Here is a 15,580-nt window from a genome sequence, read left to right as displayed (position 1 = left end):
CGCCGTTGAGCTGAATTTTACGCTCCGGTAAAAATATGCTATCGGTATCCACAGTTAATTAGCTGCCTCGGATACCGATATGTCTCACCCGGTTATATCTCTCGCTTCAGCCCGCACCCTGCATTTATCTGCGCAACACCTTCTCAAGCCCGTCACCCGAAAACCTGTGGCATCTGATGTCGTACAGGCCATCCGCGATATGGGATTACTGCAAATCGATACAATCAGCGTCGTCGCCCGCAGCCCTTATCTGGTGTTGTTCAGCCGTCTCGGCAATTATCCGCCGCAGTGGCTTGAAGATGCGCTGTCCGCTGGCAATATTTTCGAATACTGGGCGCATGAAGCCTGTTTTATTCCTGCTGAGGATTACGGTCTGCTGCGCCACCGGATGTTAAATCCGCAGGGCATGGGATGGAAATTTTCTCAGGCCTGGTTTGATGAACATCAGACAGATATTCAGGCGCTTCTTGGCCATATTGCAGAAAACGGTCCGGTGCGTTCCGCTGATTTCAGTGCAGAAAAAAAATCTAACAGCGGCTGGTGGGACTGGAAACCGCATAAAAAGCATCTGGAAACGCTGTTCACCGCAGGAAAACTGATGGTGTCTGAGCGGCGAAATTTTCACCGCGTATATGACCTGACAGAACGCGTGATGCCCGGCTGGGACGATGCCAGCCAGACCTTAGAACAGGCGGCTGCGGAATACCAGATGCTGCGCCAGTCTGCGCAATATCTGGGTATTTTCAAACCGGAGTGGCTGGCGGATTACTACCGGCTCAAGCGGATCAACACCAAAGCCGTGATCGCTCAGTTGCTGTCTGATGACGAAATTACGCCGGTAGAGGTATCCGGTCTGGACGGAGTTTATTATGTGCATTCCCGGCAGTACTCCTTACTGCAACAGGCCATTGATTCCGGGATCCGCTCTACGGTCACCACACTGCTTTCTCCTTTTGACCCCGTCGTCTGGGACCGAAAGCGTGCCTCAACGTTGTTTAATTTTGATTACCGCATCGAATGTTATACGCCGGAAGCAAAGCGGCAATACGGCTATTTCACGCTACCGGTCTTACAACGCGGTGAACTGATTGGCCGGCTGGATGCAAAAATGCATCGTAAGGAAAAGATACTGGAACTCAAAAGCCTGCATCTTGAACCGGGTGTGGCAGTGACATCACGGCATGCGCGGGATATTCAGGGAGCGATAAGTCGTTTTGCGCAATGGCAGGGTGCGGAGAAGGTTATGAGCGGGCAGTTGCCTGAGGCTCTGAGAAAGATGTGGGGTACGGGCTGGCAGCTTTGATACCGCAAAATAAAACGGCTGCATCAGGCAGCCGTTATTTCACGATGATTGCAGGTGTGACTCAGCATTAGTGGCTGAAGTTAGCGAACATTGCGATGATTTTGTTAATGGTTTTCATTTTTCGTGCTCTTGTCTGAAGTTGATAGTGTGATGTTCATCACAAAAAAATTGTACTCCCACTCAATCTGCAACGCAATCACCCTTCAGTGAAATTTTTTATTCACATCGCTGTAACTTTAAGCGGCCCTTCTCAGAGAGTGATGTGAGGATTAACCCCGGGCGGGGCGTTATGCTATTCTCTGGAACCGCTATCTTATGTTTCCAATGCTTTTTTGCGTCACGCCATGCTGAAAATGGGCGTATTCGCTTCCGGGAGGAATTTATGGATCATCGTTTACTTGAAATCGTTGCGTGCCCTGTATGTAACGGGAAGCTTTACTTTAATAAAGAGTCGCAGGAACTGGTGTGTAAGGCTGACAGTCTGGCTTATCCGGTCCGTGACGGGATCCCTGTTTTATTAGAAAACGAGGCACGCCCGCTTTCTGTTGACGAGACACATCCATGAGTTTTATCGCCATTATTCCTGCCCGCTATGGCTCGAGCCGTCTGCCGGGTAAACCTCTGGCAGAAATCAACGGCAAGCCGATGGTTGTGCATGTCATGGAACGTGCTCTTGAATCCGGTGCAAAACGCGTGATAGTCGCAACCGATCATCCTGATGTCGTGAAGGCGGTGGAAGCCGCAGGTGGCGAGGTCTGTCTGACCCGGCCTGATCACCAGTCAGGTACTGAGCGCCTCGCGGAAGTCATCGAATTGTGTCAGTTCGCCGATGACGAAATTATCGTGAATGTGCAGGGCGATGAGCCTTTGATCCCGCCGGTGATTGTCCGTCAGGTTGCAGAAAATCTGGCAAACAGCGAAGCCGGGATGGCAACACTGGCCGTGCCGATTGAATCGGCAGAAGAAGCGTTCAACCCTAACGCGGTGAAAGTGGTGCGGGATGCCAGAGGCTACGCCATGTACTTTTCACGGGCGGCGATCCCCTGGGAGCGTGAACGTTTCGCGGTGTCAAAAGATACCATCGGCGATACCTTCCTTCGTCATATCGGTATTTACGCTTATCGTGCAGGTTTTATCCGTCAGTACGTTAAGTGGGAGCCGAGCAAGCTGGAGCATATCGAACTGCTCGAACAACTCCGGGTGCTGTGGTACGGTGAAAAAATCCATGTTGATGTCGCGAAAGCGATTCCTTCGGTGGGCGTTGATACGCCAGAGGATTTGGAACGTGTGCGCGCGATCCTGGGGCATAAACGTGCCTGACTGAACGTCATCCGAACGGAATGTCCCGGCATTCCGTTTATTTTTAGTGGTCTCTTTGTTTTGCGCGATGCCTTCCTTTTTCTGCCCCAATTATCCGGTTTTATTTGATCTGAAACGGGGTAATCCTTCGCTGAAGCTTTCATCATAAACGTTACTTTTTCGTCACTGCGAACACGTTATGGAACAGCTAAAAGCCGAACTCAGTATTGTATTAGGCGAACGTCTCTCCCGCCTTGAATGCGTCAGTGAGCAGCCTTATGCCCATCTTTTTTCTTTATATGATGAGCAGGGCTATGCCATGCCTTTGCTGGCGAAAAGTTTTGTCTGTCAGGGGATTGCGGGGCAGGAGGCGTATAAGCTCTCGATGCTGGCGCGGGAAGGCGTGGTGCGGGTGCCGACAGTGTACGGTATGGTCACGACCCATCAGAAACCCTATCAGGAAATTTTGCTGATCGAACGCCTGCGCGGTGTTTCGGCGGAAGCCCCGACAAGAACGCCTGAACGCTGGCTAATCCTGCAGGAACAGATCGTTGAGGCGATGCTGGCATGGCACCGGATTGACAGCCACGGATGCGTTGGCTCGGTCGACAGCACGCAGGAAAATCGCTGGGAAAACTGGTATCCGCAGCGCGTCGAAGTGCTGTGGGCGACGCTGTCTAATCTCCAGGCTCCTGAACTCACACCGGAGGACCGCACGCTTCTGTTCCGCTCGCGGGCGTGCATACCGGCATTGTTTGAGGGATTCGACGATACGCCGGTGCTGGTTCACGGTAATGTGTCATTACGCGGCATGCTCAAAGATCCGCGCAGTGATCAACTGCTGGCGATGATCAATCCCGGCACCGTGTTATGGGCTCCCCGCGAATTTGACCTCTTCAGGCTGTGGGAAAAAGGGATGAGTGAGCAGCTGCTGTTCAGCTATCTGCAAAAAGCACCGGTTTCAGAAAGCTTCCTTGCCCGCCGCTGGTTATATCTGGTGTGGGAATCCGTCGCCCACATGATCCATACCGGAAAACTGGACCGCAGGCAGTTCGATTTTGCACGGCAACAGTTGCTGCCGTGGCTTAACTGAGTTATCTGACTTCAGGCGCGGGAAGGGTTATCCATTGCCATATCCGCCCCAGCGTTTCATACCATGCCCGTTCACTGTGAGAGAGGAACAACGCCTGAGGTAAGGCTTTTTCCCACGGATTGAGCGGGGAATCTATTGCCAGCTGATTGGCCGGTGCCGGAATCGGGTTCAGGCCCAGTTGGCGGAAGAAGATGATTGCGCGCGGCAGATGGTTTGCGGAGGTCACCAGCGCAAAGGGTTGTTCTCCCATCATCGCTTTAACCTGCAAGGCTTCCTGATGGGTGTCCTTCGGTTTATCGAGCAAAATAATATCGCTCTCAGGCACGCCTAAACTGATTGCCACCTTTCCCGCCACTGCCGCACTGCTCATCGGGTTGCTCATGGCCTGCGCACCGGTAAAGACCATTTTAGCGCCCGGATTTGCGCGATAAATACGGATCCCTTCCGTCACGCGCGGAAGACTGTTGCTGATCAGATTAGAACTCGGTGCCCAGGCCGGGTTATAGGTGTAACCGCCACCCAGCACCACGACATATTTTACCGGCGTATGGCCCTGAGTCTGGTAAGTGGGGTAGACCGATTCAATGGGGCGCAGCAGCTTATCAGCCACCGGTTGCAGGCTGAGCAGCAACAGAAGCAGCCAACTCAGTGAAAAAAACACTTTTCCGGTTTTTTGCCAGCGGGTCATCCACAACAACACCAGCGCAACCGCCATCATAAGCAAAATAAAAGGCAGAGGTAATAACAGCCCGCCGAGTGTCTTTTTTAGGATAAATAACATCAAAAACGGGTCCTTTTGAGTGAAAAAACGACATCCGGGCGTGAATCCGAGTCAGGATGATTTATTCTAAGCCAGCCTGTGCCAAAATAGCACTTCACACGGCATCGCCGCAGAGACATCATCAGACAAATTGTTTTCAGAAACAGGGTTCACTTCATGCAGGATCGTAATTTCGACGATATCGCCGAAAAATTTTCGCGCAATATCTACGGCACCACCAAGGGACGTATCCGTCAGGCGGTGCTGGGTCAGGATCTGCATGATTTGCTCCAGATGTTGCCACAGCGGCCACTTCGTATTCTTGATGCGGGCGGCGGTGAGGGGCAAATGGCCTGTGAACTGGCCGCTTTAGGACATAAGGTCTTGTTGTGTGATCTCTCCGGTGAGATGATCCGGCGCGCCGAAGCGGCCGCGCGGGAAAAAGGTGTGAGCGACAACATGCAATTTGTACAATGTCCCGCTCAGCATATCGCCGAACATTTGGAACAGCCGGTTGATCTGATATTGTTCCATGCGGTCATTGAATGGCTGGCCGAGCCTCAGCAGGCACTGGCCGCGCTGGTCGATTGTCTGGCCCCCGGTGGCGCAATATCGCTGATGTTTTACAATATCCACGGTCTGGTCATGCGGCATATGATCCTCGGCAATTTTGCTCATGTCGAGGCAGGTGTGCCTAAAATCAAAAAAAGCTCCCTGTTACCCGATCATCCGCTGGAACCGGCAAAGGTTTATCAGTGGCTGGAACAGTTGGGGATGCAGATCAGCGGCAAAACCGGTGTTAGAGTGTTCCACGATTATTTGCGAAACAGACAACAACATAAACAGGATTTTGATGAGCTTCTGGCGCTGGAACAGCGTTATTGCCGTCAGGAACCTTTTGTTAGTTTGGGACGTTACATCCATGTAATGGCGCACAAACCCATTCTGAAGGACGAATTATGAGTGAATTTTCCCAGACTGTACCCGAACTGGTCGCCTGGGCACGGAAAAATGATTTCTCAATTTCGCTGCCAACGGAGCGGCTGGCTTTTCTTCTGGCGATTGCCACGTTAAACAGCGAGCGCCTTGACGGGGAAATGAGTGAGGGTGAGCTGGTCGATGCGTTTCGTCACGTCAGCAAGGGTTTCGAGCAAACCAATGAGACCATCACCGTACGTGCCAACAACGCCATCAATGACATGGTGCGTCAGCGTTTGCTCAACCGTTTTGTCAGTGAGCTGGCCGACGGCAATGCTATCTATCGCCTGACGCCTCTGGCGATCGGCATTTCAGATTATTATATCCGTCAGCGTGAATTCTCCACGTTGCGCTTGTCTATGCAGCTGTCGATCGTGGCGCAGGAACTCAAGCGAGCGGCGGATGCGGCCGACGAAGGCGGTGATGATTTCCACTGGCATCGCAATGTGTACGCCCCTCTCAAATATTCTGTGGCTGAAATTTTCGACAGCATCGACATGACCCAGCGGATCATGGACGAACAGCAGCAGGGCGTAAAAGATGATATCGCGGCGCTGCTTAATAAAGACTGGCGTGCGGCGATTTCCAGCTGTGAAATCCTGCTGTCAGAAACGTCGGGCACGCTACGTGAATTGCAGGATACGCTGGAAGCGGCGGGCGACCTGTTGCAGGCGCACCTGTTGCGTATTCAGGATGCCACCATGGTGGAGATGGACCTGAGCTTTGTTGATAAGCTGGTCTTTGATTTACAGAGCAAACTCGACCGTATTACCAGCTGGGGCCAGCAGGCGATTGACCTGTGGATTGGCTATGACCGGCATGTACATAAATTTATCCGTACTGCCATCGACATGGATAAAAACCGGGTATTTGCCCAGCGTTTACGCCAGTCGGTGCAGAACTATTTTGATCAGCCGTGGACCCTGACGTTTGCCAATGCCGATCGTCTGCTGGATATGCGTGACGAAGAGCTGGCCTTGCGCAGCGAAGAAGTGACCGGCGAGCTTCCGCCTGATCTCGAATTTGAAGAATTTAACGAAATCCGCGAACAACTTGCGGCATTGATTGAACAGGCATTACAGGTCTATCAGCAACAAAAAACGCCGCTCAATCTGGGCATGGTAATGCGCGAATACCTCAAACAGTATCCGCGTGCCCGACATTTTGATGTCGCGCGAATTGTGGTCGACCAGGCGGTACGCCTCGGTGTGGCTGAAGCAGATTTTTCAGGGTTGCATGCCGAATGGCAGGCAATCAATGATTACGGAGCCAAGGTGCAGGCCCATGTCATCGACAAATATTGAACACATAATGCCAGCTAAGCTGGCGCAGGCACTGGCTAACTCAGTGTTTCCTGCTCTCGACAGCCAGCTGCGTTCTGGCCGTCATATCGGCATTGATGAACTGGATAACCACGCTTTCCTGATGGATTATCAGGAAGAAATGGAACTGTTTTACAGCCGCTACAGCGTGGAGTTGATCCGGGCGCCGGAAGGTTTCTTCTATCTTCGCCCGCGTTCCACCACGCTTATCCCGCGTTCCGTCTTATCGGAGCTGGACATGATGGTCGGGAAAATTCTCTGCTATCTGTATCTCAGCCCGGAACGTCTGGCGCATGAAGGTATTTTTACCCAGCAGGAATTGTACGACGAATTACTGAGCCTGGCAGACGAAAGCAAATTGCTGAAATACGTCAACCAGCGTTCTACCGGTTCAGATTTGGATCGTCAGAAACTCCAGGACAAAGTCAGAACGTCGCTGAACCGTCTGCGTCGTCTGGGTATGGTCTATTTCATGGGCGTCGACAGCAGCAAATTCCGTATTACCGAAGCGGTATTTCGTTTTGGTGCGGATGTCCGCAGTGGCGATGACGCGCGTGAAGCGCAGTTGCGGATGATCCGCGACGGCGAAGCGATGCCTGTCGACAGTGCGTTGTCATTGAACGACGAAAGTGAAGACGGCGAGCCGCTGGCAGGGCCGCAAGGGCATGAGGGCGCAGAGGATGAACAGGAATGATTGAACGCGGTAAATTTCGCTCACTGACGCTGGTGAACTGGAACGGGTTCTTCGCCCGTACTTTTGACCTCGACTCACTGGTCACCACACTTTCCGGCGGCAACGGGGCGGGTAAATCCACCACCATGGCCGCTTTTGTGACGGCGCTGATCCCCGATCTGACCTTACTGCATTTCCGTAATACCACGGAAGCAGGCGCGACCTCTGGTTCACGTGATAAAGGCCTGCACGGTAAATTGCGTGCCGGTGTCTGTTACTCGGTTCTGGACGTGGTGAACTCCCGTCATCAGCGCATTGTGGTTGGCGTTCGTCTGCAACAGGTTGCCGGGCGTGACCGTAAAGTGGACATCAAACCGTTCACCATTCAGGGCTTGCCGGTGGCAGTGAACCCGACGGAAATGCTGACGGAAACCGTTGGCGAACGTCAGGCGCGTGTGTTGCCTTTGCATGAACTGAAAGAGCGCGTTGAAGCAATGGAAGGCGTGCAGTTCAAGCAGTTCAACTCGATTACCGATTACCATGCGCTGATGTTCGATCTGGGTGTGATCCCGCGTCGTCTGCGTTCAGCGTCTGATCGCAGTAAATTCTACCGTCTGATTGAAGCGTCACTGTACGGTGGTATTTCCAGCGCCATCACCCGTTCCCTGCGCGATTACCTGTTGCCGGAAAATAGCGGTGTGCGTAAGGCTTTCCAGGATATGGAAGCGGCGCTGCGTGAAAACCGTATGACGCTCGAAGCGATTCGCGTCACTCAGTCAGACCGTGACCTGTTCAAGCATCTGATTTCTGAAGCAACCTCTTACGTGGCCGCTGACTACATGCGCCACGCCAATGAACGACGTATCCATCTGGATGGTGCGCTGGTGTTGCGTAATGAGTTGCTGTCGAGCCGCAAACAGTTGTCCGGTGAGCAATATCGTCATGTTGAAATGGCGCGTGAGCTGGCCGAGCAAAGCGGTTCGCAAAGTGATCTGGAAACCGATTATCAGGCTGCCAGCGACCACCTGAGTCTGGTTCAGACCGCGATGCGTCAGCAGGAAAAAATTGAGCGCTATGAAGGCGACCTCGAAGAGCTGACCTACCGTCTGGAAGAACAAAACGAAGTCGTTGCCGAAGCCAGCGAACTGCATGCCGAACATGAAGCCCGCGCGGAAGCGGCTGAACTGGAAGTGGATGAGCTGAAAAGCCAGCTGGCAGATTATCAGCAGGCGCTCGATGTGCAGCAGACGCGTGCCATCCAGTACCAGCAGGCGTTGCAGGCCATCGAGCGTGCGCGTGATCTGTGCCAGATCCCGGATCTGAGTATTCAGAACAGTGAGGAATGGCTGGAAACGTTCCAGAGCAAAGAGCAGGAAGCGACTGAAATCCTGCTGATGCTGGAACAAAAAATGAGTGTGGCGTCTGCCGCGCACAGTCAGTTTGAGACGGCGTATCAGCTGGTGGTGAAAATCGCCGGTGAAGTGAGCCGCAGTGAAGCCTGGCAGACGGCGCGTGAATTGCTGCGCGACTGGTCTTCTCAGCAACATCAGGCCGAGCGCGTCGAACCGCTGCGCATGCGTTTATCCGAACTCGAAGGCCGCCTGCGTGAACAGCAGGATGCCGAACGTCAGTTGCAGGAATTCTGCAAACGCACCGGGCAGGATGTGCATCCGGAAGATCTGGACGACATGCAGCGTGAGCTGGAAGTGCAGATCGAAGAGTTGCAGGGTGTCGTTTCTCAGGCGGGTGAACGCCGCATGGAAATGCGTCAGGAGCTTGAGCAGGTTCAGTCGCGCATTCGCGAACTGACCGCCCGTGCGCCGGTCTGGCTGGCTGCACAGGAAGCCCTCAGCCAGCTGAGCGAGCAGAGTAAGGAACCGCTGGAAAGCAGCCAGCAGGTCACCGAATACATGCAGCAGTTGCTGGAAACGGAACGCGAAACTACGGTTGAACGCGACGAAGTGGCTGCGCGTAAACGTCGTATTGAAGGGCAGATCACCCGTCTCAGCCAGCCAAGTGGTGCGGAAGATTCCCGCATGATTGCCCTGGCCGAACGTTTCGGTGGTGTACTGCTGTCTGAGATTTACGACGACGTCACTATCGACGATGCGCCTTACTTCTCTGCGCTGTACGGTCCATCGCGTCACGCGATTGTGGTCCCTGATCTGTCGCTGATCCGCGATCAGCTGGAAGGGCTGGACGATTGTCCTGAAGATCTCTACCTCATCGAAGGGGATCCGCAGTCCTTTGATGACAATGTGTTTGAAGTGGATGAAATGCAGGGCGCGGTACTGGTCAAGACAGGTGACCGCCAGTGGCGTTATTCGCACTTCCCGCAGGTGCCTTTGTTTGGCCGTGCGGCGCGTGAAAACCGTCTGGAAACCCTGCATAAAGAACGCGAAAACCTGTCAGAACGTTACGCGACACTGTCGTTTGACGTGCAGAAAATTCAGCGTGCGCATCAGGCATTCAGCCGCTTTATCGGCAGCCATTTAGCCGTCGCGTTTGACGCCGATCCTGAAGCGGATATTCGTACCCTGAGCGGCCGTCGTGGCGAACTTGAACGTGCGCTGAATGCCCATGAAGGCCAGAATCAGCAGCAGCGTCAGCAATTTGAGCAGGCGAAAGAAGCCATCGGCATGCTCAATAAATTGCAGCCGCGTGTGGGTCTGTTGTGCGACGAAACGCTGATCGACCGCGTGGAAGAGATTCGCGAAGAAATGGAAGAGGCGCAGGATTCTGCCCGTTTCATTCAGCAACACGGCGCCTCACTGAGCAAACTGGAACCGCTGGTATCGGTGCTGCAAAGCGACCCGGAACAGCATGAGCAACTGAAAGAAGATTACGCACAGGCGCAGCATGCACAACGTCTGGCGAAGCAACAGGCCTTCGCCCTGACCGAAGTAGTTCAGCGCCGTGCTCACTTCAGCTATACCGACTCTGCCGGTATGTTGAATGAAAACAGCGACCTGAATGACAAACTGCGTCAGCGTCTGGAACATGCGGAAGCGGAACGTACCCGCGCCCGTGAACAGATGCGTCAGCATCAGACACAACTGACCCAATACAGTCAGGTTCTGGCGTCTCTGAAAAGCTCGTTCGATGCCAAGCGCGATATGCTCAAAGAGCTAAGCCAGGAATTGCAGGATATCGGCGTTCAGGCTGATCCGAACGCGGAAGCCCGCGCCAAAACCCGTCGTGACGAATTGCATACCGCGCTCAGCACCAACCGTGCGCGCTGCAATCAGCTGGAAAAACAAATCACCTTCTGCGAAGCCGAAATGGATAACCTGCAGAAGAAATTACGCAAACTTGAGCGTGATTACCATCAGAGCCGCGAACAGGTAGTGACCTCGAAAGCGGGCTGGTGTGCGGTGATGCGTCTGGTGAAAGACAACGGCGTTGAACGTCGTCTGCACCGTCGCGAGCTGGCTTACATGGATGGCGACGAACTGCGTTCCATGTCGGATAAATCCCTCGGTGCGCTGCGTCTGGCGGTATCTGATAATGAACATCTGCGCGACGTGCTGCGTTTGTCGGAAGATCCGAAACGTCCTGAGCGTAAAATTCAGTTCTACATCGCCGTGTATCAGCATCTGCGCGAGCGTATCCGTCAGGATATTATCCGTACTGATGACCCGGTTGAAGCTATCGAACAGATGGAAATCGAGCTGGGACGCCTGACCGAAGAACTGACCGCCCGTGAACAACAACTGGCGATCAGTTCCAAGAGCGTGGCGAATATCATCCGTAAAACCATTCAGCGCGAGCAGAACCGTATCCGTCAGCTGAACCAGGGCCTGCAGGCAGTGGCGTTTGGTCAGGTGAAAAGCGTACGTCTGAACGTGAATGTGCGTGAAGCGCATGCCGGTCTGCTGGATGTGCTTTCTGAGCAGCAGGAACAGCATCAGGACTTGTTCAGCAGCAACCGCCTGACCTTCTCGGAAGCGCTGGCGAAACTGTATCAGCGTCTTAATCCGCAAATTGATATGGGACAGCGCACACCGCAAACCATCGGTGAAGAACTGCTGGACTACCGAAACTATCTGGAAATGGAAGTGGAAGTTAACCGCGGTTCCGATGGCTGGTTGCGTGCAGAAAGTGGCGCGCTGTCAACGGGTGAAGCGATCGGTACCGGTATGTCGATTCTGGTGATGGTAGTACAGAGCTGGGAAGATGAATCGAGCCGCATGCGGGGCAAAGACATTTCGCCTTGCCGTCTGCTGTTCCTCGATGAAGCAGCCCGTCTGGATGCCAAATCGATCGCCACGCTGTTTGAGCTTTGCGATCGTCTGGAGATGCAGCTGATTATCGCGGCGCCGGAAAACATCAGCCCTGAAAAAGGCACGACCTATAAACTGGTGCGTAAAGTGTTCGGTAATAATGAACACGTGCATGTGGTCGGGTTACGTGGCTTTGCGCCGGAACTGCCGGTACTGGCAGATACGGAAGCTGACGTATCCTGATGGTTTGCAGATAAATCAGACGGTTGAAATTCAAAAGCCCTGGCATAAACGCCGGGGCTTTTTATTTTTCTTCCATTCATTTTGCTTATATTTCTATAAAAAATATCTGGTGATTTAAATAACGGTCAACACAATGCGAAGGCGTTGCGTAATTTATAACCGAATGTCTAAAAACAGCACATAAACACTCAACGGAAGGCTTTATTTCGGCTTGCCGCTGGCTTAGAGTCTTTACGTTATACGCGGACTCTATTTCATTGAGTTCCTACGCAAAAAAAGAAATCTCTTTATATACTTAATCCAAGAGCTGCTGGCTCAATTTTGCGGATTAAATTGGGCACTTTATCGGGAGGCAAGGGAAGATGTTGATGAATCAAAGGTCTCTCAGGTTTTTAGTCGCCAGCTGTCTGCTGGCGAGCGGCCTGTCGCCATGGTTTGCAGCCTGGGCGACGGTACCTACGATGCCGCTGGGGAAAACCACGCTGTCCAGCGTGCAGAGCATGAGTCAGCTTCAGGCGGAACTGCTGCCGCGAGGGATCCGGCCGCTGTATCTGTCGTCCCTGTCATCGCTTTATGCGGCGAACCATATGCAACCTATGTGGAATGATCGGGAAACCGTGCAGATATTCCAGCAACAGTTAGCTGAGCTGGCGATTTCGGGCATCCAGCCTCAGTTCACGCAATGGGTGAAATGGCTGACAGATCCGGAAGTAAAAGGCATGGCGCGCGATGTGGTGTTGTCGGATGCGATGCTGGGCTATTTGCAGTTTACCAGCAGCGTGGAAGCCAATGGCGAGAAATGGTTATACAGCACGACGCCATACAAAATGACCACGCCTTCACTGACGGTGATGAATCAGTGGCAGCTGGCTGTGCGTCAGGGCACCACCGCACATTATTTATCGACGCTGGCACCACAACATCCTTATTACAGCAAAATGCATGATGCGCTGAAAACCATGCTGGCGGATAACCGTCCGTGGCCGGTCATGAGCGGAACGGCCAGTTTACGTCCGGACCAAATCAGCGATGATGTGCCTGCGTTACGGGAGATTCTCACCCGCACCGGCATGATGGTCGCCTCACCGGAAGAGAACAAATCACCAAAACCGACGGACGAAACGATCGCGCCAAATGCGCCGGGTAGTGCCGCCAATGACGATTTATCTGTCGATGAAACGGCGGATAAAGCCCAGCAATCCACGCCAGCCGTCAGCCCGTCTGCGACCTCGGTGCAGGACGTCCTGCCGTCGGTACAGAATGCTGAAACGCCTGCGCCAGCCCCTGCGTTGGCAGTGGCGAATAATCAGTACACCCCTGAATTAGTCGACGCAGTAAAACGCTTCCAGAAATGGCAGGGGCTGGAGGATGACGGAGTTATCGGCGCGCGTACGCGTCAGTGGCTGAATGCGTCTCCGCAATTGCGGGCCACCTTGCTGGCGCTGAATATTCAGCGTCTGCGTATTCTGCCGGGCAATGTAAACACCGGTATCATGGTGAACATCCCGAACTATCAGCTCACTTATTACCTCAATGGCAATGAAGTGCTGTCTTCGCGTGTGATTGTCGGGCGTCCGAGCCGCAAAACGCCGTTAATGAGCAGTGCGCTCAATAACGTGGTGGTGAATCCGCCGTGGAATGTGCCGACTACGCTGGTGCGTGAAGATATTATGCCGAAGGCCATGAATAATCCGACGTACTTCCAGCAACATGGTTATCAGGTGTTGTCCGGCTGGAGCAATGACGCCGAAGTGATCGACCCGTCGATGATTGACTGGGCGATGGTTTCACCGAGCCATTTCCCGTATCGCATTCGTCAGGCACCGGGCGCGAATAATTCCCTCGGGCGTTATAAATTCAATATGCCAAGTTCTGATGCCATCTACCTGCATGACACGCCGAACCATAATCTTTTCAGCAAGGATATTCGCGCGCTGAGTTCAGGGTGTGTGAGGGTAAATAAAGCATCGGAATTAGCCAATATGCTGTTGCAGGATGCTGGCTGGAATGACACCCGTATTTCGTCTGCCTTACAGGGCGGCAATACCACTTATGTGGCGATACGCCATCATATACCGGTAAAACTGTTTTATCTGACAGCGTGGGTGGCGGATGACGGTAAGCCGCAGTTCCGCACAGATATTTACAATTATGATGCGACAGTGAGATCGGGTGCACAAATTTTGCCTCAGGCAGAAATTTTGCTCCAATAAATGCAGTAAAACTAGTCTGATAACGGTCAGAGTATTTGGCCATATGACGAGCGTGAGCCACTGGCACGCTCGTTTTGCATATCGGGGTCCCTTGACTCGCTGAAATTTGCCAGTTAAGGTTCGAAACGGTCCGTTCTGTGACCTATTTTTGACTCTCTTATCGGATAGTAAACTGTACATGAATGAAATCGACAAACATCGCCGTAAATGGCTGGCACTGGGCAGTGCCGCTATGGGGATTGCATTGCTTCCAGGTCGTGCATTCGCCACTCTTTCCACGCCTCGTCCCCGTATTTTAGTGGTTAATAATATAAATACCGGCGAAACCCTCAAAACCGAGTTTTTTGATGGAAAGCGTTACAACAAGGATGAGTTGGCCCGGTTGAATCATTTGTTCAGGGACTATCGCGCGGAAAAAGTTAAGACTATCGATCCTGCCTTGTTCGATCACCTTTACCGTTTGCAGGTCATGCTGGGCGGAACCAATAAACCGGTTCAACTGATTTCCGGCTATCGTTCACTGGCAACCAATAACAGTATGCGTGAACCGGGAAGCGGGGTAGCGAAACACAGTTATCACACCCTCGGGCAGGCAATGGATTTCCATATTCAGGGCATCGAACTGAGTAATATCCGCAAAGCAGCATTAAAAATGCGGATGGGTGGTGTAGGATATTATCCACGAAGTAACTTTGTGCACATCGATACCGGCCCCGCCCGGACCTGGTGATGTGTGTTATTAATGGCCTGCAAATATGCAGGCCATTTTGTGGAGCCTTATGAAAATCCATCTTATTACTGTCACGGCGTTCAGCCAGAATTGCTCACTGATTTGGTGTACCAAAACCAATCAGGCCGCGCTTGTCGATCCGGGCGGTGAAGCCGCAAGAATTATTCAGGAAGTGTCTGCTAAAGGCGTTCTGGTCACGCAAATTTTGCTGACCCACGGCCATCTCGATCACGTCGGCGCGGCGGCAGAACTGGCCGCCCATTATCAGGTGCCGGTCATCGGGCCTCAGAAAGAAGATCAGTTCCTGCTTGATGCGCTGCCAACGCAGAGCCAGATGTTTGGTCTTGATCATTGCGACCCGCTGACGCCGGATACCTGGCTGGAAGAGGGCGATACGGTCAGCGTGGGTGAAGAAACGCTGTCGGTGCTGCATTGTCCGGGCCATACGCCGGGTCATATTGTCTTCATCAATGATAAAGCGCGTATCGCTGTTTCAGGTGATGTGATTTTTAAAGGCGGCGTGGGGCGCAGTGATTTCCCGCGTGGCGATCATCAGGCGCTGATCCATTCCATTAAAACGAAACTATTGCCACTCGGCGATGACATCGTCTTTATCCCCGGTCATGGCCCGATGTCTGATTTTGGCTATGAGCGCAAAACCAATCCTTTCCTGCAGGATGAAATGCCGGTCTGGTAAAAGGTCATGCCTGAAAAGCAAAAAGCCCGTCAGTTTCCTGACGGGC

At 52.9% G+C, this 15,580-nt stretch carries 12 protein-coding genes; 11 read left to right on the top strand and 1 reads right to left on the bottom strand.

Annotated elements, in window-relative coordinates:
• The first annotated feature begins 79 nt into the window (after positions 1-79).
• The 4 genes from EYY67_RS13465 to EYY67_RS13450 all read left to right on the top strand — a co-directional run bounded on the left by EYY67_RS13465 (position 80) and on the right by EYY67_RS13450 (position 3,695).
• Entirely contained in the window at positions 80-1,303 is a 1,224-nt protein-coding gene (locus tag EYY67_RS13465; protein ID WP_119822225.1) for a winged helix-turn-helix domain-containing protein, read from the top strand.
• A 382-nt stretch (positions 1,304-1,685) separates the two neighbouring features.
• A complete protein-coding gene (locus tag EYY67_RS13460; protein ID WP_056771818.1) occupies positions 1,686-1,868 on the top strand; it encodes a Trm112 family protein in 183 nt (60 codons plus the stop codon).
• Positions 1,865-2,623, top strand: coding sequence for a 3-deoxy-manno-octulosonate cytidylyltransferase (gene kdsB, locus EYY67_RS13455; protein ID WP_131693721.1), 759 nt, complete (start codon positions 1,865-1,867; stop codon positions 2,621-2,623). The genes EYY67_RS13460 and kdsB overlap by 4 nt, the downstream gene beginning before the upstream one ends.
• Before the next feature lie 178 nt (positions 2,624-2,801).
• Entirely contained in the window at positions 2,802-3,695 is an 894-nt protein-coding gene (locus EYY67_RS13450) for a YcbJ family phosphotransferase (RefSeq protein WP_095922605.1), read from the top strand.
• Between the two features lies 1 nt (position 3,696).
• On the opposite strand, the gene elyC is transcribed toward EYY67_RS13450, so the two are convergent.
• Complete coding sequence (elyC, locus tag EYY67_RS13445; RefSeq protein WP_095922604.1) at positions 3,697-4,476, bottom strand: envelope biogenesis factor ElyC; 780 nt, start codon at positions 4,474-4,476, stop codon at positions 3,697-3,699.
• A 156-nt stretch (positions 4,477-4,632) separates the two neighbouring features.
• Here elyC and cmoM point away from each other — a divergent pair, with 156 nt between their 5' ends.
• The 7 genes from cmoM to EYY67_RS13410 all read left to right on the top strand — a co-directional run bounded on the left by cmoM (position 4,633) and on the right by EYY67_RS13410 (position 15,534).
• Positions 4,633-5,418, top strand: coding sequence for a tRNA uridine 5-oxyacetic acid(34) methyltransferase CmoM (cmoM, locus tag EYY67_RS13440; RefSeq protein ID WP_131693720.1), 786 nt, complete (start codon positions 4,633-4,635; stop codon positions 5,416-5,418).
• Entirely contained in the window at positions 5,415-6,737 is a 1,323-nt protein-coding gene (mukF, locus tag EYY67_RS13435; protein WP_095922602.1) for a chromosome partition protein MukF, read from the top strand. The genes cmoM and mukF overlap by 4 nt, the downstream gene beginning before the upstream one ends.
• Positions 6,718-7,449 (top strand): chromosome partition protein MukE, encoded by a 732-nt coding sequence (gene mukE, locus EYY67_RS13430; protein WP_095922601.1) that lies wholly within the window; start codon positions 6,718-6,720, stop codon positions 7,447-7,449. The genes mukF and mukE overlap by 20 nt, the downstream gene beginning before the upstream one ends.
• Positions 7,446-11,894, top strand: a complete 4,449-nt coding sequence (mukB, locus tag EYY67_RS13425; RefSeq protein ID WP_119822227.1) for a chromosome partition protein MukB — start codon at positions 7,446-7,448, stop codon at positions 11,892-11,894. The genes mukE and mukB overlap by 4 nt, the downstream gene beginning before the upstream one ends.
• Before the next feature lie 362 nt (positions 11,895-12,256).
• Positions 12,257-14,107 (top strand): L,D-transpeptidase, encoded by a 1,851-nt coding sequence (ldtD, locus tag EYY67_RS13420; RefSeq protein ID WP_131693719.1) that lies wholly within the window; start codon positions 12,257-12,259, stop codon positions 14,105-14,107.
• Between the two features lie 178 nt (positions 14,108-14,285).
• The gene (gene mepK, locus EYY67_RS13415) at positions 14,286-14,837 is read left to right on the top strand and encodes a peptidoglycan L,D-endopeptidase MepK (RefSeq protein WP_095922598.1); all 552 of its coding nucleotides are present in this window, start codon (positions 14,286-14,288) and stop codon (positions 14,835-14,837) included.
• Positions 14,838-14,886: 49 nt separating this feature from the next.
• Complete coding sequence (locus EYY67_RS13410) at positions 14,887-15,534, top strand: MBL fold metallo-hydrolase (RefSeq protein WP_095922597.1); 648 nt, start codon at positions 14,887-14,889, stop codon at positions 15,532-15,534.
• The last annotated feature ends 46 nt before the right edge of the window (positions 15,535-15,580 follow it).

Source organism: Rahnella victoriana, from assembly GCF_004330295.1.
In the GTDB taxonomy this organism is placed as follows: domain Bacteria; phylum Pseudomonadota; class Gammaproteobacteria; order Enterobacterales; family Enterobacteriaceae; genus Rahnella; species Rahnella victoriana.
This window is presented reverse-complemented; position numbering and strand designations above follow the sequence as displayed.

Excerpts from the sequence above, each read along its gene's own strand:
- EYY67_RS13460 (WP_056771818.1), top strand. The coding sequence starts at position 1,686 with ATGGATCATCGTTTACTTGAAATCGTTGCGTGCCCTGTATGTAACGGG.
- EYY67_RS13465 (WP_119822225.1), top strand. The coding sequence starts at position 80 with ATGTCTCACCCGGTTATATCTCTCGCTTCAGCCCGCACCCTGCATTTA.
- ldtD (WP_131693719.1), top strand. The coding sequence starts at position 12,257 with ATGTTGATGAATCAAAGGTCTCTCAGGTTTTTAGTCGCCAGCTGTCTG.
- mukE (WP_095922601.1), top strand. The coding sequence starts at position 6,718 with ATGTCATCGACAAATATTGAACACATAATGCCAGCTAAGCTGGCGCAG.
- elyC (WP_095922604.1), bottom strand. The coding sequence starts at position 4,476 with ATGTTATTTATCCTAAAAAAGACACTCGGCGGGCTGTTATTACCTCTG.
- mukF (WP_095922602.1), top strand. The coding sequence starts at position 5,415 with ATGAGTGAATTTTCCCAGACTGTACCCGAACTGGTCGCCTGGGCACGG.
- kdsB (WP_131693721.1), top strand. The coding sequence starts at position 1,865 with ATGAGTTTTATCGCCATTATTCCTGCCCGCTATGGCTCGAGCCGTCTG.
- cmoM (WP_131693720.1), top strand. The coding sequence starts at position 4,633 with ATGCAGGATCGTAATTTCGACGATATCGCCGAAAAATTTTCGCGCAAT.
- EYY67_RS13410 (WP_095922597.1), top strand. The coding sequence starts at position 14,887 with ATGAAAATCCATCTTATTACTGTCACGGCGTTCAGCCAGAATTGCTCA.
- EYY67_RS13450 (WP_095922605.1), top strand. The coding sequence starts at position 2,802 with ATGGAACAGCTAAAAGCCGAACTCAGTATTGTATTAGGCGAACGTCTC.
- mukB (WP_119822227.1), top strand. The coding sequence starts at position 7,446 with ATGATTGAACGCGGTAAATTTCGCTCACTGACGCTGGTGAACTGGAAC.
- mepK (WP_095922598.1), top strand. The coding sequence starts at position 14,286 with ATGAATGAAATCGACAAACATCGCCGTAAATGGCTGGCACTGGGCAGT.